This window comes from Streptomyces sp. LARHCF249, assembly GCF_052871255.1.
This window is the reverse complement of sequence record NZ_JBIXJQ010000005.1, coordinates 13,195-36,447: the sequence shown is the minus strand read 5'-3', so window position 1 is coordinate 36,447 and position 23,253 is coordinate 13,195. Positions and strand designations below refer to the sequence as shown.

The window sequence follows — 23,253 nt, the reverse complement described above, 5'->3', positions numbered from 1 at the left end:
GGAGGGTCTGGGGCGGAGCCCCAGCAGCGGCGCCGCACCGGGCCGGGCCGAGTCCCCCACCGTTCAGCGCCGCAGGCTACTCGCAGCCGGCCACCCGGCGGGCGAAGGCGGCGAGTTCGGCGCGCCACGGGGGGTCGATGCGGGCCGCGGACACGGCCGCGTCGGCTCGGGCGAGGAGTCCGGCGATGGTCGCCTCGGCGCCGTCCCGCGCCCGCGCGTCGAAGAACACGTCGCGCAGGAACTGGGCGTCGCCGTCGAAGCCCGGGCCGCCGCGCAGGAAGCCGCGGATCCGCCAGGCCCCGTGCAGGGCCCGCGCGTACTCCTCGTACGTCTCGCGCAGGTCCTCCCGCCGGGCCAGCGCGGCGCCGATCAGCAGCGCGTGGCGCAGCCCGTACCAGCCCGCGCCGCAGCCGGTGCCGCAGCCGTCGAGGCACTGGCCCGGCCAGGCGTCGTCGAGGTACTCGGTCGCGGCGGCGGCCTCGGCGTGCGCGCCGATGGCCCGCTCGGTGCGCAGGTCGTCCCACAACTCCCAGGCCTCGTCCGGGAGCCGGACCGCGAGCCGGTCCCCGTAGGCGAGCGCGAGATCGCCCGCGAGCACGGCGGTGCCCTCCCCGAACCGGCGGGACTCGCCCCGCCAGCCGTTGCGTTCGTGCTCGGCGGCGTGGCTGATGTGCAGGGTCGGGATGCCGCGGCGCAGCGGCGCGTTGTCCCGTACGTCCTCGCGGATCATCAGGCAGGTGTCGAGGAGTTCGAGCGCGGCGGCCGCGGCCACGGCGTGCTCGCCGTCCGGGTCGCCGCCCGCGGCGAGGTATCCGGTGAGGCAGATGACCGGGTGGGCCCGCTCGGCCCCGGCCTGGACGAGTTCGGCGACGCCGGCGACCAGGACGGCACTGCGCGGATCGGACGTGCGCCGGCTGCGGTGCTCCTCGGCGAGCAGCCGGGCGAGGCGCACCTCGACCCGGTCGAGCATGGCGTCGCGGAGCTGTCCGGGCGTGGCCGTCCGCCACGGCTGGTCGTGCGTCGGTGTGGTCATGGTGCCCTCCCTGGTGGGCTGCGGATCATGACCAGACCTTCCCCGAGGTGTCGCGCGGGGGACCATCGGGAGAACGCGCGGGGAGGGATTGCGGGAGCGACGGGGGTCGGGTGCGGCAGTTGTCTGCCAGGGGAGGGCGGGGCCGGCGCCATCTTGCCATGACCTTGCTACGCCGCCCCGCGTCCGGGACGTGCCTCCGCGTCGCCTCACACGAACTCGGCGACCCCCAGGTGGAAGTCGACCGGGAGCGCCTGCCGGCCGGGGATCTCCAGCTTGCGGTAGACGCGCGTCAGGTGCTGCTCCACCGTGCTCACGGTGATGTAGAGCTTCTGGGCGATCTCGCGGTTGGTGTGCCCGTGCACCGCGAGCAGGGCCACGCGCTTTTCCGACTCGCTGAGGCTGGCGACGAGTTCGGCGTGCGGGGTCTCGGCGGGCTCCGCGGTGGCGGCGGTGTCCCCGGTGTGGCCGGGCAGGATCTTCACGCACAGGGCCTCGGCTCCGCACTCCCTGGCGACGTGCCAGGCCCGGCGGTTGACCATGGCGGCGCGGGCCGGTTCGCCGATCTCGCGCAGTACCTGTCCGAAGTCGCCCATCGCGCGCGCCAGTTCGTACTGGTCACCGGAGCGGTGCAGGTCGTCCACGGCCTTGGCGAGCATCGCCTGCCGCTCCTTGGGCTCGCGCAGCGACGCCCTCAGCCGCAGCGTCATGCCGCGCACCCAGGGGTCGGCGGCGTCCCGGGTGGTGAGCTGGTCCGCGAGGAACCGTTCGGCCTGGCGGGCCTCGCCGAGCTTGAGCAGGGCTTCCGCGGCGTCGGTGCGCCAGGGCAGGAGCCGCGGCCGGTCCAGGCCCCAGCGCCGCATGTGCCGGCCGATGTCCAGGAAGTCGCCCAGGGCCGCGTGGAAGCGGCTCGTCGCCAGTGCGTAGTGGCCGCGGGCCCGGAGGTATCCGAGACCGTGGATGCTGCCGGTCAGTGCGGCGGGGGCGGGACGGCTCAGGACGGCCGCCGCCGCCTCGGGCCGCCCCATGGCCGTACGGGCGCGCACCAGCGTGCCGGCGATCCCGCTGAGCAGGACGCTGCTGCCGTGGGCGGGGACCGCCCGCAGGATCTCCTCCGCCGTCCCGGCGGCTCCCGTCAGGTCGCCCAGGCGCATCCGCGCCTCGGCGAGCAGTCCGCCGAACACGGCCTGCCAGCCGGTGGCCCCGCGCCCCGCGGCCTGCCGGACGAAGACCTCGCACCAGGGCAGCGCCCTGGCGGCGCCGTCCAGGTAGAGCAGGGTGCGCAGGGCCTGGACCACCGGCTCCACGGTGCCTTCGGCCAGCGTGGCGCCGCGCAGGAACAGTTCGGCGGCGTGTGCGGCCGCGCCCTCCTCGGCCTCCACGGGGAGTGCCCAGAGGGCCGCCGGGTGGACGGGGGTCCGGGCCGCGCGGCCGGCCGGGGGCGGTCCGGCCTCGGCCGGAGTGCCGCGGCGCGTGGAGGCGGCCCACTGCGGGAAGGCGGAGAGGCCGTCGAGCGGATCGTCCCCGGGGATGTCCCCGTGCCGGCGCTCCGCGCCCGGGTGGCGTCCTCCAGTGGCCGCCAGGCGTTCCAGTGCGTCGGCGGATTCGTCGATCCGGCCCTGGGCGGCCAGCACCCGGGCCAGCGGGCCCATGCTGTGCGGGCCGAGCTTGCCCGCGGCCAGGGCGGCCAGCGGTTCGAGGAGGTGGCGCTCGGCGGTCGCCGGGTCGGTGCGTCCGGCGATGGCGCAGAGCCTGATGGCGAGTTCGGCGCGGGGTGCGTCGTCCGGGCAGGCCTCGCGGGCGAGTTGAAGGACGTCGGCGGCTTCGGCGAGGGCTCCGTCGGCGACGTACTGGTCCGCGGCGGAGCGCAGGACGGGCAGGGCCCATTCCTCGCCGGTGTGCCGTGCGGCCAGGAGCTGGGCGGCGACCTCCGTGTCGGGCGCGCCCGAGGCGCGGGCCAGCAGGGCGGCTTCCCGGTGCAGGGCGGCCCGGGCGGCCGGGTCCATGCGGTCGAGTACGGCGGCCCGCGCGGCCGGATGCCGGAATCCGTGCCCGCCCTCGGGGGCGAGCAGGCCGGCGGTGTCGAGGGCGGCGAGGGCCCGGACGGCGGCGGATTCGGCGGCGCCGGTGAGGCGCGCGAGGTGCGCGGCGCTCGCCAGGCCGTCGAGTACGGCGACGGCCTCGGCCAGTTGGGGGGTGGCCGCCCCGCAGCGGTGCAGGCAGGCGAGCACCGCCTGGGTGTAGGCCTCGCCGGGGCGGTGCCGCGAATCCTGCAGCAGGGACCGCAGGAGCAGCGGGTTTCCGCCGCTGGCCCGGTACAGCTGCGCGGTCTCCGCCTCGGTGCGGTCCGGCAGCATGGCGCGGACGGCCTCGGGGGCGAAGCGTTCGAGGGGCAGCCGTACGAAGTGGGGCAGGCGGAGCAGTTCGGTGCGCAGCAGCGGGTCCACGGCGCGTTCGTGCACGGACTCGGTGAGCGCCAGCAGGACCCTGGCCTGCCGGCTGCCGCGTGCGAGGTGCAGCAGGTAGCGGCTGGACAGCTCGTCGACGTGGTGCAGGTCGTCGACGCAGATCACCACCGGTGCGGCGGCGCTCAGTTCGCGGACGGCGGCGGCGAACACCTGCATGGCCTCGACCCGCCCGGCCTCTGCGGGTGAGGGCGGGGCCGACAGGGTCCCGGGCGGGGCGTCGGCCGCCAACTGGCGCAGGATGCCCAGCGCATGGCCCCGTTCGGCCGCGGTGCCCATGGCCCGCAGGACGGTGGCTCCCCGGTCCTCGGCCCGGGCGGCGACGGTTTCGAGGAATTCACTCTTTCCACACCCGACGGCACCTTCGATTAATAGCAGTCCGGCATTTCCTTCTGTGCAGCCGTCGAGCAGGGCATGTGACAGAGACAATTCCTCGGCACGCCGGAACAACACCATAGGATCCCCCTGTGTCCCCTTTTTCCGCGCGTTCCGGAAGGGAATGCGAATCAGAAAGAGAGATGGTCGAGCACCACTTGAGCCGGAATACAAGATCAGTATAGGCTCGAAATACCCGCCCCACGGTGTCCGGAAGTTGCCAGGCATCAATCCCCGCGGCCGGCGCCGGGAAAGATCAGCCGCGGGACGTCCCGCCGGTGGCCCCGGGTGCGCCGCTCGCGCGGGTAGCCCACCGACACCTCCTCGAAGCGGACGCCGTCGTACCACGTGGTCCGCGGGATGTGCAGGTGGCCGTAGACCACGGCCGCGGCCCGGAACCGGGTGTGCCAGTCGGCGGTGAGCCCGGTGCCGCACCACTGGGCGAACTCGGGGTGCCGCAGGATCCGGGTGGGGGCCTCCACCAGCGGGAAGTGGTTGACGAGCACCGTGCGCAGGTCGGGGTCGCAGGCTGCCAGGCGCTGCTCGGTGGCGGCGACCCGGGCCCGGCACCAGGCCTCGCGGGACGGATGGGGGTCGGGGTGCAGCATGAACTCGTCGGTGCACACGACGCCCGCCGCGTAGGCCCGCTCCAGCGCCTCCTCCCGGCTGGCCGTACGGGGCGTGCGGAAGCTGTAGTCGTACAGCAGGAAGAGGGGGGCCACGACGAGCGGGCCGGCCGGTCCCGACCAGACCGGATAGGGGTCTTCCGGAGTGTGCACGCCGAAGGAGCGGCAGATCTCGACGAGGTGCCGGTAACGCGCTTCTCCGCGCAAAGGCACAGGATCGTCGCGCAGGGTCCAAAGCTCGTGGTTCCCGGGCGCCCAGACCACGGTGGCGTAGCGCCGGGTGAGCAGGCCGAGCACCCACCGGAGATCGTCGGGTGACTCGCCCACGTCGCCGGCCACCACGAGCCAGTCGTCGGGGCCGTCCGGATACAGCTCCTCGACGATCCGGCGGTTCTCCGGGAATGCGACGTGGAGATCACTGATGCCCATGAGGTTTCCGTGCGGCATTCGGTGAGGATGATCGGAAGATCTTGCGGTGGACACCCCTGTTCGTCCCCTCAGTTGACGTGGCGGGGGCGGGACAGCGCGGCATGACAGGCGGATGGCAAGGCCGGCGGCGGCACTGCCAGCACCCCGGCAGCCGGCCGTCCGGCGGGGCGGCGGATGGCAGCGCCCTGGGAGGAATCCCGGTGTCCGGGGGCCGGTCGGGGCCGGCGGGTGCCTCGTTCCTGGCCGGGGCGCGGCGGCGGCGGCAGCGTGGGAGCTGTCAGACCGACGCTTCGACCCGAGGGAATGCCGTGCTCACGAAGCTCCTGCCATCGGATGTCGCCACCGCCGAGTCCACCGCCGATCCGGAGGACGTCTTCCTCTTCCCCGAGGAGGAGTTCCTGATCCGCAATGCCGTGCCCAAGCGGCGCCAGGAGTTCGGGACCGTACGGTGGTGCGCCCGCCGTGCGATGGGGGCGCTGGGCGTGCCGCCGACTCCCGTGGTGCCGGGCCGGCGCGGTGTCCCGCAGTGGGGTCCCTCGGTCGTGGGGTCCATGACGCACTGCGCGAGCTACCGGGGGGTGGCGCTCGCCCGGTCCTCGCAGTTCGCGGCGCTGGGCATCGACGCGGAGCCGAACACCCCGCTGCCGGAGGGGGTGCTGGAGTCGATCACGCTGCCCCAGGAGCTGCGCCGGACCCGGGAGCTGGCGCGGGCGGTACCGGAGATCGCGTGGGACCGGCTGCTCTTCAGCATGAAGGAGGCGGTCTACAAGACGTGGTTCCCGCTCACCGGCCAGGAGCTCGACTTCACGGACGCCCTGGTCACCGTCGACGCGGAGCAGGAGACGTTCCGCGCCCGGCTGCTGCCGGAGCCCGCCCGGCTCTCGCCCGCCGGACCCACGACGTTCAGCGGCCGCTGGTCGGCGGGCGACGGGGTACTGCTGAGCGCCATAGCGGTGCCTGCCGCGCGGCCGGCGCCGCCCGGGGCCCCGGCAGCGCGAAGCGCTCCCCCCATCTGCCGTGCGGGGAGCGCTTGCTGAACGAGGTCACCAGCGGGATGCCCGCCTCCGTCTCATCCCCACTGGTCGTCCTCGGGAGTGGTGAGAGACACCTGCACGGATGACACCTGCACGGACACGTGCAGCCCGCCGGACGCGGCGGACCGACCCGGCGTGCCCGGCAGAGCACCCGACATGAACTGCACCCCCATAACGGCCATGACCATACCCGTCAGTACAGTCAAGTAAATCGAAGAGAATTTACCGGAAATTGCCCTCACGACGCCCCCAGTCGAAGATCGAGATTTCCTACGCCTGCACCTTCGCCCGATTTTTCCGGCTTTGGTGTCTCGGTGATGCGAATAGAGTGCTGGATATCGATCATTCGCGCCAAGAGCCGCACGCTGGCGTAAAGTTACGTGGCAGCAATTACATCGATCAGTGGGGGCTGGTATGTTCCAAGGGGAGGGCTCGGATTCGGGGTTCGCCGAGCTGGACGACATCAGCGCCGCGGCATACGGACTCGCCGTGGAGTGCGGGCGCTTCGTGCACGAGAAGATCGCCGAACAACTGGGCCTGGCACCCGAGGAGATCGCGCGGGTGGAGAAAGTACTGCGCGGGGTCCGCCTCCTGCAGTCCATGCCGGGCCATCCGTCCGAACTGACCCCCGTCACACCCGACGTGGCCGCCGCCTCCCTGGTCGCACCCGCGGAGCGGCACATCCGGGAACTGCAGCAGGCGGTCACCGACGTCCGGGCGAAGCTGCTGTCCCTGACGCCCCTGTACTTCGAGGGGCGACGGCTGCGCAACCGGCTCGAGGCCTTCGACATCATCACCGATGTCACCCGGATCCAGGCGATGCTCAACCACCTCACCCAGAACTGCAAGAGCGAGATGCTCACCGTCCAGCCCGGAGGTGCCCGCCCGCCCGAACTCCTGGCGCACGCAAGGGAATCGGCGCTGTCCACGCTGGAGCGCGGGGTCCGGATCCGGACCATCTACCAGCACACCGCCCGCAACGACCTGCCCACCCGCTCGTACGTCCGCGAGGTCAGCCTCCAGGGCGCGGAGATCCGGACCGCCGACGAGGTCATCGACCGGCTGATCATCTACGACCGCGAGGTGGCGTTCCTGCCGGAGAGATCCGCCCACGACACCTCGCCCGGAGCAGCCATCGTCCGCGAGCCCACGCTCGTGGCATTCCTGTGCTCGGTCTTCGAGTACCTGTGGGACGGCGCGTCTCCGTACGTCGTGGAATCCCAACGGACCCCCGCCTCCTCCGACGAGCTCAAGTGGTCGATCATCCGGCTGATGACCAAGGGCTACAAGGACGAGATGGTCGCCCGCCGGCTCGGCATGTCGGTGCGCACCTGCCGCCGCCACATCGCCGAGATCACCGAGGAGCTGGAGGCCACCAGCCGCTTCCAGGCGGGCTACAACGCCGCACGCCAGGAACTGCTCTCCGGCGGCCCGGCCGCGGCGCCTCCCCCCTGATCCCGGCGGTGCCGGTCACCGGCCGGGACCCCCGCCCAGCGCCTCCGTGATCGCGTCCACGCAGTCCTGGTCGAGCATCGTCGTCACGTGGGCGTCCTGGAGCCGGCCGAAGCCCGCGTCGTAGACGGCGGCGCTCACGACGTACCCGTCCGCCAGCGGGAACGTCCGGAAGATCCACTCGTCTCCGGTGCCCGCCGTCCCGTCCGGGCGCTGGACCCGCACCGGCCTGCCGTCCGGACCGAAGCCGAACTCGGTGAAACGGAACTGCATGCCCTGCCCGATCGCCTTGCTGTAGGCCTCCTTGAGGGTCCACAGCCGTACGAGGGCGCCGTTGCGCTCCTCCTCCGGCATCCCGGACAGCAGGATCAGCTCGTAGGGCGTACAGATGTGCCGGCCCAGGCCGCTGCCGTACATCTCGCGGTCGGCGCGCTCCGCGTCCACCCCGATGAGCCCGCAGGTGGTCAGCCCGACGAGCAGCAGGTCCTCGGTGTGGCTCAGGCTGATGTCGATCTGGTCGCAGCCGCGCAGGTACGGGCGGCCGGTGGGGCCGTAGGCCAGTTCCAGGTCCGCGGGTTCGCTGGCCAGCACGGCGCCCGCCGCGTACTTCAGGAGCATCCGGGAGGCGATGTAGCGGCCGCGCACGTCGGCGTGCGTCAGGTCGAGGAAGCGCGTCCAGTCGCGGCCGAGCAGCTCGCGCAGCCCGTCGCCGGTCGGCAGGACGGGCTCCAGGTCCTTGAGCCAGGCGTAGACCAGCGCCGTCCCGTGGGTGGCGAGGTCCTCCCTGACCCGGTCCCACGAATCACCTCCCGGGACCACGGCGACGGGCTCACCGAGGGGCGGGCCGAGCGTGGGGCTGCCCGGGGCGGTCATCCGTACTCCTTCACGAGCGTGTGGACGTCCCGGAAGCTGCGCGCCTCCAGCAGGCGGTGCACCGGCACCCGGTGGCCGGACTCCTCAAGGAGGGCCACCAGGCGCAGCAGGTTGAGCGAGTCCCACCCGGGGAGGTCCGCCAGCGCGGTGTCCGCGCCCGCGGGGACGTCGAGGTCCAGGCCCAGGTCGTCGCGGACCGTCCGCAGGAACGTGTCGAGGCTATCGAGGCTCATCGGCCGGCCTTCCCCCCAGGGATTCGGTGACGCGCACGTGTCCGGGTACGTCCGGCACCCGTGCCAGGTCGTGGTGGAACTCCACAGCCTCCCCGGCCGCGCCGGGCCGGACCCGGGTGAAGCCGCAGGACGGGTAGAGGTCGCGGACCCGGTGGTTGCGCGCGGTGGGCGCGTAGCGGGCCGTCACCGCGGACAGCCCGAGCGCGCGGGCCCGGGCCAGCAGCACGGCGAGGCAGGCCTGTTCGATGCCGCGGGCGAGCACCCGGCAGCTGAGCCACATGTTGTCCAGGTGCAGCGCCCCGTCGGTGAAGGTCCCCAGCACCGCTCCGACCAGGCCGTTGTCGCCGAACCGGTCCGAGGATCGGGCGGCCAGCAGCAGGTGCCGGTCCGGGGCGGCGGCCAGCGCGACGAGCTCGGACTCCTGGTGTCCGCCGCCGGTGAGGTTGAACTGGTTGGTGCGCAAGGTCAGTTGGGACAGGCGCGCGAACTCGTGGGGCCGGGGCGGGCCGATGTCGAGGCGCACGCCGAGGTCGCGCAGGAACTCCTGGTGCGAGCCCGCCCTCTCGTGCAGGGCCCGGCGTTCGCGCTGGCGGTGGTACTCGCCGGTCCTGGCCCGGTCCTCGTCGGTCAGCCGCAGGGTGTCGAACCAGCCGTCCGCGAGCAGCCGGGTCACGTGCAGCGCGGGCTCCGCGTCGAGCGGTACGACGGCCACCCCGGGCAGGCCGGAACGCACCCGGGCCCGCTCGGCCGGCGAGTCGTCGGCGAAGACGAGGGCGTCGGCGGCGAGGTCCAGCCGGTCCGCGATGTCCGCGAGGTTGCCGTCCTTGGGCTCCCAGTTGGCGTTGATCCGTACGAAGTCCTCCTCGCGCAGCACGAGATCGGGATGGCCGCGCAGTGCCCCGAGGACGAGGTCCTCGTCGTTCTTGCTGCTCACGGCGAGGAGCACGCCCTGGGAGCCGAGCTGCTTGACGCACTTCTGGAAGGCTCCGAACGCCTCCCCGCGCAGTGTGCCGGCCGCCGCGATCCCGTCGGCTCCCCGCTCGCCGAGCACCCCGTCCCACAGGGTGTCGTCGAGGTCGAGCACCAGGCACTTGCGGGTCATGCCGCGCACCGCCCGGGCCAGGTGGCCGACCTCGCGGGCGTACGCCGCCAGGAGCTCCGCGCCGAGCTGCACCTTGGCGTAGCGGGCCAGGCGCGGGTCGGTGACCGGCCCGCCCTCGCCGATCAGGGGTTCCAGGTCGATCACCACGAGGCGGGGGGCCGACTCGGTGAGCCGCAGCAGCCGGGCGTTGAACTCCCGCCACACCGCGCCGAGGAGGGCCCGGGAGCGGTGGTCGAGGAGCCGGTGGCTGTAGGTGCGCGGCAGCGGGACGGTGTTGAGCACCAGGGTTCCGCTGCCGGCCGCGGCCGCCAGCGCGGCGCACCGGTTCAGTGCCTCCTCCCCCGCCGCCGCCACGTCCTCGGGTCCCCACACCTCGGGGATCCGGGCGAACAGGGTCTCGGCGTCGAGCAGGCACAGCGTCAGGTCCGGTTCGGCCGAGCACAGTTCGCCGTCCGGCTCGGTCAGGTCGCGCAGGTAGGTGCCGTGCTCGCCGAGGACGGCGCGCAACAGCAGTCCGTGGCGGGCCAGTTCGCCCCTGAGCGGGTCGACGACCTGCCCCACCGTGGACTCGCCGGTCACCGCCACCGTCACGACGGGGGTCCGCGGATGGCGGGCCAGCACGGCATCGGGGTCGAGCCCGGCGAGCAGTCGCCCGGCGGCGGCCGCACCGCCGGCGCCTCCCGCGCCCGCCGGCCGGCCCTCGTCCGCCGCGAGCAGCGCCGGCACCTCGTCGTACGCCTTCTCCAGCAGGCCCAGCGCACGGAGTTCGCGCAGCCGGTCGAGCCCCGTCGGTCCGGTCGTCCCGGTCGGTCCCGTCGTCATCGACGCCTCACACCTTCTCCAGGGCGAACCCGGCTCTGATCCACCGGCTGGACTCCACGCACAGGGCGAGTGCGCGCTCCCCCGTGGTGAACTTCGGGAACAGCCGGTCGAGTTGCAGGAACGGCAGTGCGTTGCCCGTGTTGCCGGTCTCGGAGACGCAGGAGACCTCCTGTGCGGAGGTGACCGGCAGCCGCTCCAGAATGCGCCCGGTCATCCGCTCGGAGAGCTGGGGCGGCAGCAGGTAGCCGACGTCCTCGAGGTCCCAGCCGAGTCCGCCGAGCAGCTCCCAGAGGATCTCCACGGTGATCGACGGGACGTGCTCCTCGATCGCCTTGTAGTCCTCGGCCAGCATCCGCCGCCCGGAGTGCCGGTCGGTGGTCCCGTACCAGTCCAGCAGCTGCCCGGGCGGTCGGCCCTGTCCGGTCCAGGAGTTCAGCACCGCCCGTACGGCCACCCGCTCGCCCTCGGGCTCGTCGGTGAGCACGGCGGCTCCGGCTCCGTCGCCGAACAGGACGTGGTTGACCAGCTCCTCGGTGGCCATCCGGGCGGTGTCCCGCCGGGGCGACAGGAACCGGTGGGTGACGTCACCGCCGATGATCAGCCCGGCCCGGCGGCCGCCGAGGATCAGGGTGCGGCCGAGGTCGAGGGCCTGGACCGCTCCCGAGCAGCCCGACTGGAGCTGGAAGACCGGCAGGTGGCCGAGGCCCAGCCGGTCGGCGACCTCGCTCGCGGTGGTGGGCAGGAGCAGGTCGGGGGTCGCGGTCGCGAGGACCAGGAACTCCATGTCGGCGGGGTCGAGCCCGGAGGCGTCCAGGGCCTGCGCGCCGGCCTCGGCGCACAGGTCGGCCAGGGAACCGCGGACCTCGCCGGTCTCCGGGTCCCAGCCGAAGTGCCGGGTCCGGGTGCCGACGAACAGGTCGATCCACTCCTCGCTCACCCCCAGCAGCCGGCCGAGCGCGGTGTTGTCCACCGGGTCCCCGGGCAGGGCGGTTCCGGCGGCCGCCAGGTAGGCGGCGCGCCCCCTCACGCCGACCTCGCCGCGATCAGGTCGCCGAGGAACGCGGCGAGCGAGCCGACCGAGCGCAGCGCGGGCAGCATCTGCTGCACGGACACGTCGCCGACGTGCGGCAGCCGGGCCTCCACCCGGTTCTTGAGCTGCATGATCATCACGGAGTCGAAGCCGAGGTCCTCGTGGAAGCGGGCCTCGCCCACCACGCGCTCCGGCGGGTACCCGCCGACCTCGGTGACCGCCTGGACCACCGCGAGCAGCACCGGATCGCCGGCGGGCGCGGCCCCGGGGGCCTGCCGCTCCGGCGGCCGCTCCCCTGCCGGAGCCGTCTCCGGCGCCGTCTCCGCAGCCGTCGCCGCCGCCGGCAGCGGCGTGCGCCGGTCCCAGTACCGCTGCGCGGAGGAGAAGACGTACGGGCTCATCGGCTCGACGACCCGGTGCCCGGGTGCGTACAGCTCCTCCCACTGCGGATCGAGTCCGCAGCGGTGCAGGGCGGCGACGGTCTCGGCGAGGTCGCGGCCGGTCGCCCCGGGGCCCGGCGCGGGGTGCAGCAACTCGGCCCCCGGTGCCCGCCCGCCCCGGGCGGCGAGCGGGAGGAGCTGGGTGCGCGGGCCGATCTCGATGAGATGGGTGGGGGCGATGTCCGAGACGAGCGCTCTCAGCGCGGTGTCCATGAGCACGGGCTCCTCGATCTGGTCCGCCCAGTAGTCGGCGTCCATGGCTGGTCGGGGGTCGTGGTGCAGCAGCCGGCCGTACCGGGTCGAGGCCACCGGCACCGCGGGCGGCGCACACCGCACCGCCTCGGTACGCAGCTTCGCGGCGGCCGGGGCCATCAGGGGCGAGTGGAACGCGTACGGGACGGGCAGCTCCCTGACCCGTACGCCGCGGCCGGTGAGCTCCTCGCCGATCCTGGCCAGTGCGGCCCGGGGCCCGGAGAGCACGGTGTCCGCGGGGCCGTTCAGCGCGGCCACGACGGCGTCCGGCTCCCCCGCGAGGACCTCGGCGAGCTCCTCGGCACCGGCGGCCGCGGCGATCATGCCGCCGCCGGGGGGCAGTTCGCCCGTCAGCGCGCCGCGCCGGACCACCAGGCGGGCGGCTTCGTCCAGGTCGAGGGCGCCCGCGGTGACGGCCGCCGCGTACTCGCCCAGGCTGTGGCCGAGGACGGCGGCCGGAGTGATCCCGAGCACCGCGAGGGTGCGGGCCAGGGCGTAGCCGACGGCGAACAGGGCGGGCTGCGCGAACTCGGGGCGGTGCACCCGTTCGTCGCCGCTCAGGATCAGCTCGCGCACCGAGGTGCCCAGGGGTGCGGCGAGGACCTCGTCGGCCTCGGCGAGATGGCGGCGGTAGGCCGCCGACTCGCGGTGCAGCCCCGCCGTCATGCCCGGGAACTCGCTGCCCTGGCCGGTGAAGAGGAAGGCGACGACGGGCCTGCCCCACGGGCGCCCGGTGCTCGCGGCCGGATCCCGGTCGGCCGCCCGGCGCAGTTCCCCGACGAGCTCGTCGGTGTCGCGGACGGTGACCGCGAACCGGTGCGGCAGGCCGGTCTTGACGCGGTTGCTGCTCCAGCAGAGGGCGGCGGCGCCGCCGCGCGGCCGCCTGGCGACCGCCTCCGCCTGCCCTGCGAGGTTGCGGCGCAGCGCCTCGGGAGTGTCGCCGCTGACGGTGAACACGCCGACGGCCCCGCGGGCGGTGCCGGTACGGGCCCCGGCGGCAGCCGGCGCGGTTCGCCGGGTCCGCCGGGGCGCCGAGCCCAGGACGGCGTGGGCGTTGGTGCCGCCCATGCCGAAGCTGCTCACCCCGGCGAGGCTCTCCCCGCGCGGCAGCCGCAAGGGGGACTTCAGGAGCCGCAGGCCCCGTTCGCCGAGCCGCAGCCTCGGGTTCTCGCGCTCGGCGAAGAGGCTGGCGGGGACGATGCGGTGGTGCAGGGCGAGGGCGGTCTTGATGAGCCCGGCGATGCCCGCCGCGCCCTCGGTGTGGCCCAGGTTGCCCTTGACGGAGCCGAGCGCGCAGGGGGCGTCGCGTGCGATGCCGTGCACCGCGCCCAGCGCCGCGCACTCGATCGCGTCGCCGAGTACGGTGCCGGTGCCGTGCGCCTCCAGGAACGCGACGCGGTCCGGGGTGATACCGGCACGCCGGTACGCGGAGTTCAGCACCCGCTCCTGCGACCAGCGGTTGGGGGCGATGACCCCGTTGCTGCGGCCGTCCTGGTTGACGGCGCTGCCGCGCAGCACGGCGTAGATCCGCTGTCCGTCGGCGAGGGCGTCGTCGAGCCGGCGCAGGACCACCAGGCCCACGCCGTCGCTGCGCCCGATCCCGTCGGCGTCGGCGCTGAAGGGTTTGCAGCGGCCGTCCTGGGCGGCCAGGCCGAGTTGTCCGTAGACCATGCCCATGGACGGCGAGAGCACGATGTTCGCCCCGCCGGCCAGGGCGGTGTCGCACTCCCCGGCGAGCAGGGAGGTGGCGGCGAGGTGGACGGCGACGAGCGAGGAGGAACAGGCCGTGTCGACCGCCAGGCTGGGTCCGGTGAGGTTGAAGTGGTAGGAGATCCGGTTGGCCGCCATCCCGGCGCTGCTGCCGGCGCCGAGCAGCGGGGTGACCTGCGCGAGGTCGCTCATGGTGAGGCGGCCCCACTCGCCGCCCATCATGCCGATGAACACCCCGGTCTCGGTGCCCGCGAGGGCTCCGGGGGCGCGGCCGGAGTCCTCGAGGGCGCGCCAGGCGCAGGGCAGCAGCAGCCGCTGGTGCGGGTCCATCGCGGCGGCCTCGCGCGGGGTGACGGAGAAGAAGTCACTGTCGAAGACATCGACGTCGTCGAGGAATCCACCGCGGCCGCTGACGGCGGGGAAGTCGTGCGCCTCCCAGCGCTGGGCGGGCACCGGACCGGTGCCGGTCCCGCCCCGCATCAGCAGGTCCCAGTACGCCTGCACGCCGGCCGCCCCGGGGAACGCGCAGTCGATGCCGACGATGGCGATGTCCCCCATCAGCGCTGGTCCGCCGGTGCGGTGGGTGCGGTGGGGGCAGCGGCGGGCGCGACGGCGGCCAGGGCGGCCGACAGGTGGCGGACCAGGCTCGCCACGGTCGGGTGGTCCCACAGCAGCGTCGGCTCCACCTCGAGCCCGAACTCCTCCTCCAGGTCCCCGCACAGGCTCAGCGCCGCCACCGAGTCCATGCCGTACTCGGCGAGCGGCACGGTGGGGTCGATGGTCTCGGCAGGCCGGCGCAGGTAGACGGAGAGCCGGGCCGACAGCCAGGCGTGCGGCACTGCGCCCTCGGCGCCGGCCTCGGCCGCGGTGGTCGCCGTGTTCGCGGTGTGCCGACCGGTGGGAACGGTCATCGTGGGGCTCCTTCGGTGCGTACGGCCCAGGTCCCGGTCAGCCCGGGATGGGGGTGGAGTAGAGGTCGTAGCTGATCTGGGTGCTGAAGCGGAGCTGGACCTCGTGCCGGATCCGGGTCTCGCACTCCGGCGGCAGATCGGCCACGCGCGTGCCGAGCCGGCGGGCGATGTGGTGCAGCGCGGCGGCCGCCCAGCACGGGTCGGCGAGGAACGGGTCCGGCCCGTACCGGCCCTGGTCCCACACCCCCAGTACGGCGGCCGCGGCCAGCAGCAGCGCGTACCGGTCCATGAGCGCGAACCGGGCCGGCTGCGCGGTGGCCGCGGCACCGGCCGCCTCCAGCCTGAGCACGCGGCTGCGTACGTCGCGGAACTCCTCGACGAGCTGCCCGGCGAGCGTGCGCAGGGCGCGCTCGACGGGGCCGCTGCCGTCGATGGCCGAGCTGACGGCGAGCATCGTCGCGCTGAGCGAGTCCCGCCCGCACGCGAGGGAGAGCCGGTCGGTGCGCAGCGGCGGCAGGTCTCCGGCCAGCCGGAACAGCCCCGAGGGCGCCTCGTCCTCCAGGAACCACGAACTCCGGGCCAGGCGGGGCATCTGCGGGATGACCGTGGCCTGGCAGGCGACCGTCCCGGCGTGGCCGAGGCTGAGCACCGGTACGTCCCGGACGTGCTTCTGGAAGATGCCCAGGGTGCCCTCGCGGGTGTAGAAGCCGGAGCCGAGGACGATGGACAGGTCGTACATGGTCTCGGTGAGCACGCGGGGCAGCAGGTACTTGAGCGCCGCCGAGTAGACGCTGGTCTCGGCGGGCAGCAGGTGCAGGGCCCTGGTGGCCACGACGGCGAGGCTGTCGTAGAGCAGCAGGTTGACGAAGGCGCCGGTCAGCGCGGCGCCGGTGCGGCTGCCGTCGACGCCGCGGGCCTGCGCCCCGCCCGAGTGCTCCCGGTCGAAGCGGACGGCGGTGCGCAGGCTGGTGTCGAGGGCGGCGACGGCCGAGGCGGAGATCACCGTGCGGCTGATCTGGAAGGAGCGCAGGGCGGTCTCGATCCCGGTGCCCTCGGGGCCCAGCAGGGCGGTGGCGGGCACCGGGCAGTCGTCGAACTCCACTCCGGCGAACCGGCAGCCGCGCAGGCCGACCGGGGTGCGGCGGGCGGTCACCGCCGCCCGTACGTCGTTCAGCTGCTCCGGCTCGAGCAGGAGCACGGAGTGGCTGCGGCTGCCGGGCTCCGGGTCGGTGCGGCAGAACAGGACCAGTGCGCCGGCCCGCTCCAGGTTGTTGACCAGCGGCTTGCCGCCGCTGATCAGATAGCCGTGGGGGCCGCGCCGGGCGGTGACCTGGCTGCGGACGTAGTCGTTGCTGTGGGCGGTCTCGTGCTGGGCGATGGCCGCCTTGCCCCCCGCGCCCAGCAGCCCGGCCAGCCAGTGCCGCTGCCGGGAGCTCCCGGCGGTCCACACGTCGGAGGCGGCCATGAAGGTGGTCATGCCGTGGCCCATGGCCAGGCCGACGTCCCGGCGGAACACCGGGCGCATGATCCTGACCAGGGTGTCCATTGCGTCGAGCCGCCCGCCCAGGGACTGCGGGATGTACTCGTCGGTGATCCCGAACCCGTCGAGCAGCGCCTCGCCGGCGGCGAAGGGCACCGCAGCCCGGTCGGCCTCCAGCAGGGCGGTGTAGCCGACCGGGTTGGCCGGGTCCGAGGGGTCGCCGAGCAGCGACTCCAGGGCGGCGACCCGGGTCCGTACGGCGTCCTCGCGCCGGTGGGCCACCGTGCGCTCGCCGAGGAGGGCGGCTACCACCGTCTTCCTCCGTCGGCTCCTTCCGGCCGCAGCAGGTCCTCGCCGAACAGCACGTCCTCGGCCCGGGCCAGCGCCCACACGTCGGGGGTCAGCACCTCGTGGTCGCCGCGCAGCACGCCGTCGAGGAAGAGCTTGCGCATGAGGGTGCGCTGGACCTTGCCGCTGCTGGTGCGGCGTACGGTGCCGGGGCGGACCAGCAGGATGTTGCCGGCCGGGACCTCGAACTCCTTGCCGATCAGGGCCTGGATCTTCTGTGCGACGGTGCGCAGCTCCTCGCTGCCCGCTCCGCGCACCTCCTGGACCAGGACGAGGTGTTCGCGCCCGGCGTCCACGGAGAACGCCGCGCCCACGCCGAAGGTCAGGGCGGGGCTGACGGTCCGCGCGGCCCATTCGACGTCCTGCGGGTACACGTTGCGGCCGTTGATGATGACGACTTCCTTCAGCCGTCCGGTGACGAACAGCTCGCCGTCCTCGAGCATGCCCAGGTCACCGGTGCGCAGGAAGCCGCTCTCCTCGTCGTTGAGGCTGGCCCGGAAGGTGCGGACGGTCTCGGTGGGCCGCTGCCAGTAGCCGCGGGCCACGCTGTAGCCGCGCAGCCAGATCTCGCCGACCGCGCCGGCCGGGAGTTCGTGGTGGGTCAGCGGGTCGACGATGCGCACTTCGATGTCGACGGGGGCGCCGCAGCCGATCAGGGTCCGGACGGGCTCGGTGCCGGCGGCCGCGGGTCCCGCGCCGATCACCCGGTCGCGTTCCAGGGCGGTCTTGTTGAAGTCCTTGCGGACGTGCGGGGTGCCCGGGACGCCGCCTGAGACGACCAGCGTGGCCTCGGCCAGTCCGTAGCAGGGGCGCAGGGCCTCGGGGCGGAAGCCGGCCGGGGCGAACCGTGCGGCGAACTCGTCCAGGCTTTCGGGGCGTACCGGTTCGGCGCCGTTGAGAGCCAGGCGCCAGCGGGACAGGTCCAGGGCGGCGATCTGCTCGTCCTTGATCCGCCGCACGCACAGGTCGTAGCAGAAGTTGGGGCCGCCGCCGACGGTGACGCCGTACTCGTCGATGGCCTGGAGCCAGCGCAGCGGGCGCTTGACGAAGGACAGCGGGGTGACCTGGACGCTGTGGCTGCCGAGCCAGACGGGGTGCAGGAGGTGGGCCACCAGTCCCATGTCGTGGAAGTACGGCAGCCAGCTGCCGAAGACGTCCTCGCGGGTGGTCCGCAGCACCTTCTGCAGGGCGGCCTGGTTGGCCAGCAGGTTGCGGTGGGAGACGGTCACGCCGCGCGGCTCGGAGACGGAGCCGGAGGTGTACTGGAGGAACACGAGGTCGTCGGGGCGTGCGGTGACGGGCTGCCAGGCGTCGGCGTCGCCGATGCCGGGGACGTCGGTGACCACGCACTCCGCGTCCGGGCGGGAGTTGCGGGCGAGCCAGAGCGCGACCTCGGGGGCGGCGGCGGTCTCGGTGAGGACCACCTTGGCGCCGGTGTCCTTCAGGACGGCGGTGGTGCGGTTGAGCCGCTTGTCGCGGCCCGCTTCGCCGGGCATCGGTACGGGGACCGCGACCGCGCCGGCGTAGAGGCAGCCGGCGAAGGCCTTGAGGAACTCGACGGTCGAGGAGTAGATCAGCAGCACCGGCTGCCCGGTCGCGCCGTACTCCTGGAGGCCGGCCGCGATGCGTCTCGCCTCCCGGTCGAGCTCCCCGTACGTGAGGTGGTCGGCCAGCGCTCCGCCGGCCGTGTCGCGGAGGAAGACGTGCACGTCCTCGTCGGCGAGTTCGGCCGTCCGAACGCGGAGGAGTTCGGTGAAGGTGGCGAAGCGTGACTCTGACATCCGCGGCATCCCCTCGCGTCTGCGGGCCCGTGGACTGTCGGACCGCGTTTACCGGCGATCATCCGCGCGGCCGCTTAAGCCGGGCTTGTGCGGACGCCGACAAGGGGGGCGGCAGGGGTGCTCGGCGCTGCGCGGTGCGGGCCAACCTCGGTACATGGACACTCACACCGACAGCGCCACCACGACCGGGGCGCCGCCGACCGGGGCGGCGATCGTCTTCCCCGGGATGCAGCCGACGGCCTTCTCCGAGGTGGCCAGGTTCATGCTGGTCAACCCGTACGCGCGGGAGCTGCACGCGATCGCCGACGACGTGCTGGGCTTCTCGCTGGCCGACCGCTACGAGCGGGCCGAGGGCGACTACTCGCCGTACGGGCAGATCTCCTTCGTGGTGAACTGCCTCGCGCTGGCCCGGTGGGCCACGGACCGGCTGGAGGCTGCGCCCGGGTACGTGGCGGGGCCGAGCTTCGGCGCCCGGGCCGCCGCCGTCTACTCCGGCGTGCTCGACTTCCCCGACGCCGTACGGATGACCGCGCGGCTCGCCGACACGATGGAGGACTACTTCGCGCGGGAACACCCCGCCCTGGTCACCCAGTCGATCGCCCGGCTGCCGCAGGAGAACGTCGCGCTGCTGCGCGGGGAGCTCGAGGAACGGGGCGAGTGGAGCGACGTCTCGTGCGTCGTCGACCACGACTTCACCATGCTCACGGTGCACGAGTCGGTGCTCGACTGGCTCCAGCGGCGGATCCGCTCGCTGGGCGGCATGTCGATGTACACGATGAAGCCGCCCATGCACTCGTACCTCTTCGGGGGGCTGCGCGACCGGGTGGACGCCGAGGTCTTCGACGGTCTGACCTGGTCCGAGCCGCGGCTGCCGCTGGTCGCCGACCAGGACGGCCGGGTGGTGACCACCGGCGAGGGGGTGCGCGGGATGCTGCTGGACGGCTTCGTGCGTACGGTGCGCTGGCCGGACGTGGTCAGGACGCTGGAGCGGTCCGGGGTCGGCCGGCTGTACGTGTCCGGGCAGGACGGGCTGTTCACCCGGGTGGCGTGCACCACGCGCGCCTTCCAGGTGGTGCCGGTGACGCCCCGGTCGGCGATGCGGCCGGTGCGGCGGCGGCTGCCGGTGGCGGCCTGATCCGCGGGACGGGCCCTGCGGGCACGGGGAGGGGCCGGTACCCGTCCGGGTACCGGCCCCTCCCTCACGTGCGGTTACCTGCCGTCCACGGTGAAGGCGTAGAAGGTGCCCTCGGTGAGGCTGCCGGTGGTGCCGCCGCCGTTGGCGAAGCGGGCGTAGCCGTTGCCCCAGTAGACGGTGCCGTCGACGACCGCGGGGCCCGCGTTGGAGGAGTACGGCGCGGTGAAGTCCCACAGGTAGGCGCCGGTCGCTCCGTCGAAGGCGTACATGCGGCCGCTGGTGGAGCCGCCGAAGACGACGCCGTTGGCGGTGGTAAGGGCGCCCCAGGCGAAGCCGTCGGTGCGGTCGGCGACCTGCCACAGGATGCGTCCGGTCTGCGGGTCGAGGGCCGCGAAGGAGCTGCGGGTCGTCGTCGTGCCGTCGGCCAGCTGGTAGGGCTGGCGGTTGAAGTTGGCCTCGGCGATGTAGATCCGCTTGTCGTCATTGGCCGTACCCCACTGGATGCCGCCGATGTGGCCGCCGGGGCCGGCCGCCGCGCTCCAGACCACGGCGCCGGTGGCCGCGTCCATCAGCCAGTACTCGCCGCTCTTCTCGCCCGCGCCGATCACCTTGCGGGGGCAGCCGTCGGGCCCCTTGATGGTGAACAGGTGCGCGCCGTCGCCGAAGTCGTAGTCGTAACCCGGGTTCGGCGGGCAGTTGTTGGGCGGGAAGCCGGGGAGGCAGCCGGTGTTCCAGGCGTCGAAGCGCTTGGCGCCGGTGTTCCACTTGACCCGGCCGGTCTTCATGTCGAGGGCCAGCACGGTGTCCACGTAGTTGTCCGGTGCGTAGCACTCGGCGGGGGTGTGGCCGGCGGTCTGGCAGTCGCTGACGGACTGCGGAACGGTGTAGTTGTTGCCGGTGGTGAAGTACACCGTGTTGGTCGACGGGTCCAGGGCCGGGGTGCCCCAGACGGCCACGCCGCTGTAGCCGCCGGTCTGTCCGCCGTTGTCCGGGGTCGTGTACTGGCGCCACAGCCGGTCACCGGTGGCCGCGTCGAAGGCGTTCACACTGCCGCGGAAGGTGCAGCAGGGGAAGGCCGGGTCGAGGGCGCCCTCGGACTCGCGGGAGGAGATCCCCTGGTAGATCACGCCGTTGTGCACGACGGGCGACTGGGTCAGCACCGCCTTGTACTGGGTGTCGATTTCCCGGCTCCACACCTTGTTGCCGGTGGCCGCGTCGACGGAGATCAGGACGGCCTTGTTCCAGTCCGCTATGTACACCTTGCCGCCGACGACGGCGGGGCTGGTCCGGGAGACCGAGGCCGGGTCACCGGTGTACTCGGACACCTTGCGCGACCAGATGGGGCTGCCGGTCTTCGCGTTCACCTTGTGCAGCCAGCCGCCCCAGTCGGGGAAGTACACGGCGCCGTCGACCACGGCCGGGGTGGCGGACACGTCGCCGTGGGTGGCGTACGTCCACTTGGCCTTCAGGCGGCCGACGTTGGCCTTGGTGATCGTCGTTTCCAGCGGGTTGGAGCGGCTGTTGCGGATGTCGTGTCCGCCGGTGGGCCAGGACGCCGCCGTGTTGGCGGCGCTGGTGGTGGGGGCGGAGAACAGGGTGGCGAGCAGCGCGAGTACGGCGAGCAGCGCGAATCTGCGGACCGCTCCCTGGCGGGCCCGGGGTCTTGTGCGCATGGGTCTTCCTCTTCCGTGCTGTGATGGGTTGGTTCGGGGATCAGCTCGCGGTCACCGGTACACGGGTCCCGTGCAGTGCGGTGGCTCGCGCGGTGAGCTCCAGCCGGTCGGTCTTCTTGTTGGTGTTCAGCGGGAACTCGTCGAGCCGGTGGTAGTGGCGCGGGATGAGCTGGGCGGGCAGCAGGCCGGCCAGGTCGCGGTGGAACTCCTGCGGTGAGCGCTGCCCGCCGAGGTAGAAGGCGACGAGCTCGGTGCTGTTGGCCGCCGGTACGCCGACCACCACCGCGTCGGCGACCGGGGTGCCGGCGCGCAGGGCGTGTTCCACCTCGGCCAGTTCGACCCGGTAGCCCTGCACCTGCACCTGGGAGTCGGTGCGGCCCAGGTAGACCAGCTCGCCCCCGGCGAGCCGTCGTACCCGGTCGCCGGTGCGGTACCAGAGGACGCCGTCACGCTCCAGGTACTTGCCGGACCCGTCGCCCGGGTCCAGGTAGCCGGCCGACAACTGCGGGCCGGACAGCCACAGTTCTCCCTCGTCCTGGACGGCAGCGCCCTCCTCGTCCAGGAGCAGTTCCGCGTGGCCGTCGTGGAGCAGGCCGAGCGGCACCACACCGTTGACGCCGAGCCGGGTCGACTCCTGCGGCGACCAGGTGTGGCGGTGGGTGGTGATGGTCATCTCGGTAGGGCCGTAGACGTTGACCACCGAGGAGTGGGGGGCGGCCTGCTGCCAGGCGTCGGTGTCCTGGAACTGGAGCGCCTCGCCGCCGAAGTACGTCCAGCGCAGCGAGGGCATGCTGCCCGGCAGCAGCCGGCCGGTGCGGCGGGCCAGCGAGATGACGCTGGGCGCCGAGAACCAGACGGTGATGCCGTGTTCGGCGACGAAGGCGGGCAGGTCGCGGTAGGCGTGCGGGGAGACCGAGACCAGGGGCGCGCCGACCGCCCAGGCGCACCACAGGTCGGAGACCGCGGAGTCCCAGTTGAGGTTGGCGGCCTGGGAGAACACGTCGGCGGCCGTGAAGTCGTACCAGGCGTCCATGAGGGAGAAGTAGTGCGCCAGGTTGCCGTGCGTGAGCCGGACGCCCTTGGGCCGGCCGGTGGAGCCGGAGGTGAACAGGACGTAGGCCACGTCATCGGGGCCGGCGGACCAGGTCGGCTCCGCCAGCGCGGTGTCCGGGCCGGCGGGGAGCGGCCGCAGTCCGCTGCCGGCGGCGAGCGCCGCGGCCCCGGCGGGGGTCAGGTGCGGGGCGAGCACCGGGAGGTCCCCGAGTGCGGTCGCCAGGTCGGTGGCGAGGTCCGTCGCGAGCCGGGCCGCGCCCTCCTCGTCCACGACGAGGGCGGAGACCTCCGCCGACGCGAGCATCGAGGCGATCTTGCCGGGCGGGAAGTCGGCCAGCAGCGGCACCGCGGGCAGTCCGGCGTACAGGCTCGCCAGAATGGCGACGTACGAGGTGAGGCTGCGGCCCGCCAGGATGCCGACGGCCTTCGGCGGCCCGCCGGGGGCCGCCAGCAGCGCGCCCGCCCAGGTCAGGGCCAGTGCGTGGGCCGTCGCGTAGTCGACGGTCTCCTTCCCGACGCGCACGGCCACGCCGTGCGGTGAGCGTTCCAGCCCGCGCAGGAAACGTGCGTGCAGCGCGGTCCGCGCCATGGGTTCCATTTCTGCTCCTCCTCGCCGGGAATGATCGACCAGCCATTTCCCGGACCATTTCTGGGACTCATTGACAGCCGTCATCGGAGGCCTCCATCATTCCCGTATGCCAGAACTCACGAAGCACACCTGGGACGGCGCTTTCGAGGCCGTCGTACGCCCGTTCCTGCCCTATCTCTCACCCGATGAGAAATTGACCGGCGATGCCGAACTCCGTGACCTGGGGCTTGACTCCATGGGCACGGTCGAGCTGCTCGCCGCCCTGGAAGGCGCTTATGACGTCCGTTTCCTGGACGATGCGCTGAAGCTGGAGAATTTCGCGAACCCGGATATCCTCTGGAACACCCTGATCACCCAGACCGAATCGTCCAAGTGAATGATCGGTCCACCGGCGGCCCGGCGAGGATTTC

The 23,253-nt window shown here is 73.3% G+C and carries 17 protein-coding genes; 4 read left to right on the top strand and 13 right to left on the bottom strand.

Annotation, left to right across the window (positions count from 1 at the left end):
- Positions 1-76 precede the first annotated feature (76 nt).
- The 3 genes from ACIPUC_RS15250 to ACIPUC_RS15240 form a co-directional block, all read right to left on the bottom strand.
- Positions 77-1,033 (bottom strand): polyprenyl synthetase family protein, encoded by a 957-nt coding sequence (locus ACIPUC_RS15250; protein WP_446589761.1) that lies wholly within the window; start codon positions 1,031-1,033, stop codon positions 77-79.
- Positions 1,034-1,239: 206 nt separating this feature from the next.
- Complete coding sequence (locus ACIPUC_RS15245; RefSeq protein WP_446589760.1) at positions 1,240-3,951, bottom strand: AAA family ATPase; 2,712 nt, start codon at positions 3,949-3,951, stop codon at positions 1,240-1,242.
- A 146-nt stretch (positions 3,952-4,097) separates the two neighbouring features.
- Complete coding sequence (locus ACIPUC_RS15240) at positions 4,098-4,925, bottom strand: metallophosphoesterase family protein (protein ID WP_446590423.1); 828 nt, start codon at positions 4,923-4,925, stop codon at positions 4,098-4,100.
- A gap of 308 nt (positions 4,926-5,233) precedes the next feature.
- Here ACIPUC_RS15240 and ACIPUC_RS15235 point away from each other — a divergent pair, with 308 nt between their 5' ends.
- Positions 5,234-5,962: a 4'-phosphopantetheinyl transferase family protein gene (locus ACIPUC_RS15235; protein WP_446589759.1), complete on the top strand. Its 729-nt coding sequence runs from the start codon at positions 5,234-5,236 to the stop codon at positions 5,960-5,962.
- Between the two features lie 411 nt (positions 5,963-6,373).
- Entirely contained in the window at positions 6,374-7,414 is a 1,041-nt protein-coding gene (locus tag ACIPUC_RS15230; RefSeq protein ID WP_446589758.1) for a LuxR C-terminal-related transcriptional regulator, read from the top strand.
- Between the two features lie 15 nt (positions 7,415-7,429).
- Here the strand turns inward: ACIPUC_RS15230 and ACIPUC_RS15225 are convergent, their stop codons facing one another.
- The 8 genes from ACIPUC_RS15225 to ACIPUC_RS15190 are packed head-to-tail and all read right to left on the bottom strand — an operon-like array spanning position 7,430 to position 18,393.
- Positions 7,430-8,284 carry a 4'-phosphopantetheinyl transferase family protein gene (locus ACIPUC_RS15225; protein ID WP_446589757.1) on the bottom strand — a complete coding sequence of 285 codons (855 nt, stop codon included), beginning with the start codon at positions 8,282-8,284 and terminating at the stop codon, positions 7,430-7,432.
- Positions 8,281-8,517 carry a phosphopantetheine-binding protein gene (locus tag ACIPUC_RS15220; protein ID WP_215149912.1) on the bottom strand — a complete coding sequence of 79 codons (237 nt, stop codon included), beginning with the start codon at positions 8,515-8,517 and terminating at the stop codon, positions 8,281-8,283. The genes ACIPUC_RS15225 and ACIPUC_RS15220 overlap by 4 nt, the downstream gene beginning before the upstream one ends.
- The gene (locus ACIPUC_RS15215; RefSeq protein WP_446589756.1) at positions 8,504-10,441 is read right to left on the bottom strand and encodes an HAD-IIIC family phosphatase; all 1,938 of its coding nucleotides are present in this window, start codon (positions 10,439-10,441) and stop codon (positions 8,504-8,506) included. The genes ACIPUC_RS15220 and ACIPUC_RS15215 overlap by 14 nt, the downstream gene beginning before the upstream one ends.
- Before the next feature lie 7 nt (positions 10,442-10,448).
- Positions 10,449-11,468 (bottom strand): 3-oxoacyl-ACP synthase III family protein, encoded by a 1,020-nt coding sequence (locus tag ACIPUC_RS15210; protein ID WP_446589755.1) that lies wholly within the window; start codon positions 11,466-11,468, stop codon positions 10,449-10,451.
- Positions 11,465-14,431: a type I polyketide synthase gene (locus ACIPUC_RS15205; RefSeq protein WP_446589754.1), complete on the bottom strand. Its 2,967-nt coding sequence runs from the start codon at positions 14,429-14,431 to the stop codon at positions 11,465-11,467. The genes ACIPUC_RS15210 and ACIPUC_RS15205 overlap by 4 nt, the downstream gene beginning before the upstream one ends.
- Entirely contained in the window at positions 14,431-14,784 is a 354-nt protein-coding gene (locus ACIPUC_RS15200) for an acyl carrier protein (protein WP_446589752.1), read from the bottom strand. The genes ACIPUC_RS15205 and ACIPUC_RS15200 overlap by 1 nt, the downstream gene beginning before the upstream one ends.
- Before the next feature lie 37 nt (positions 14,785-14,821).
- Positions 14,822-16,576: an acyl-CoA dehydrogenase gene (locus tag ACIPUC_RS15195; RefSeq protein WP_446589750.1), complete on the bottom strand. Its 1,755-nt coding sequence runs from the start codon at positions 16,574-16,576 to the stop codon at positions 14,822-14,824.
- Positions 16,570-18,393: a fatty acyl-AMP ligase gene (locus ACIPUC_RS15190; protein WP_446589749.1), complete on the bottom strand. Its 1,824-nt coding sequence runs from the start codon at positions 18,391-18,393 to the stop codon at positions 16,570-16,572. Before ACIPUC_RS15190 ends, ACIPUC_RS15195 begins: the two co-directional genes overlap by 7 nt.
- 154 nt (positions 18,394-18,547) lie before the next feature.
- Here ACIPUC_RS15190 and ACIPUC_RS15185 point away from each other — a divergent pair, with 154 nt between their 5' ends.
- Positions 18,548-19,528 carry an ACP S-malonyltransferase gene (locus ACIPUC_RS15185; RefSeq protein WP_446589748.1) on the top strand — a complete coding sequence of 327 codons (981 nt, stop codon included), beginning with the start codon at positions 18,548-18,550 and terminating at the stop codon, positions 19,526-19,528.
- A 74-nt stretch (positions 19,529-19,602) separates the two neighbouring features.
- On the opposite strand, the gene ACIPUC_RS15180 is transcribed toward ACIPUC_RS15185, so the two are convergent.
- Positions 19,603-21,201 (bottom strand): outer membrane protein assembly factor BamB family protein, encoded by a 1,599-nt coding sequence (locus ACIPUC_RS15180; RefSeq protein WP_446589747.1) that lies wholly within the window; start codon positions 21,199-21,201, stop codon positions 19,603-19,605.
- Positions 21,202-21,241: 40 nt separating this feature from the next.
- Positions 21,242-22,852: an AMP-binding protein gene (locus ACIPUC_RS15175; protein ID WP_446589746.1), complete on the bottom strand. Its 1,611-nt coding sequence runs from the start codon at positions 22,850-22,852 to the stop codon at positions 21,242-21,244.
- Positions 22,853-22,949: 97 nt separating this feature from the next.
- Between ACIPUC_RS15175 and ACIPUC_RS15170 the strand changes: the two genes are divergently transcribed.
- On the top strand, positions 22,950-23,219 hold the full coding sequence (locus ACIPUC_RS15170) for a phosphopantetheine-binding protein (RefSeq protein WP_446589744.1): 270 nt from the start codon (positions 22,950-22,952) through the stop codon (positions 23,217-23,219).
- Positions 23,220-23,253: the final 34 nt, after the last annotated feature.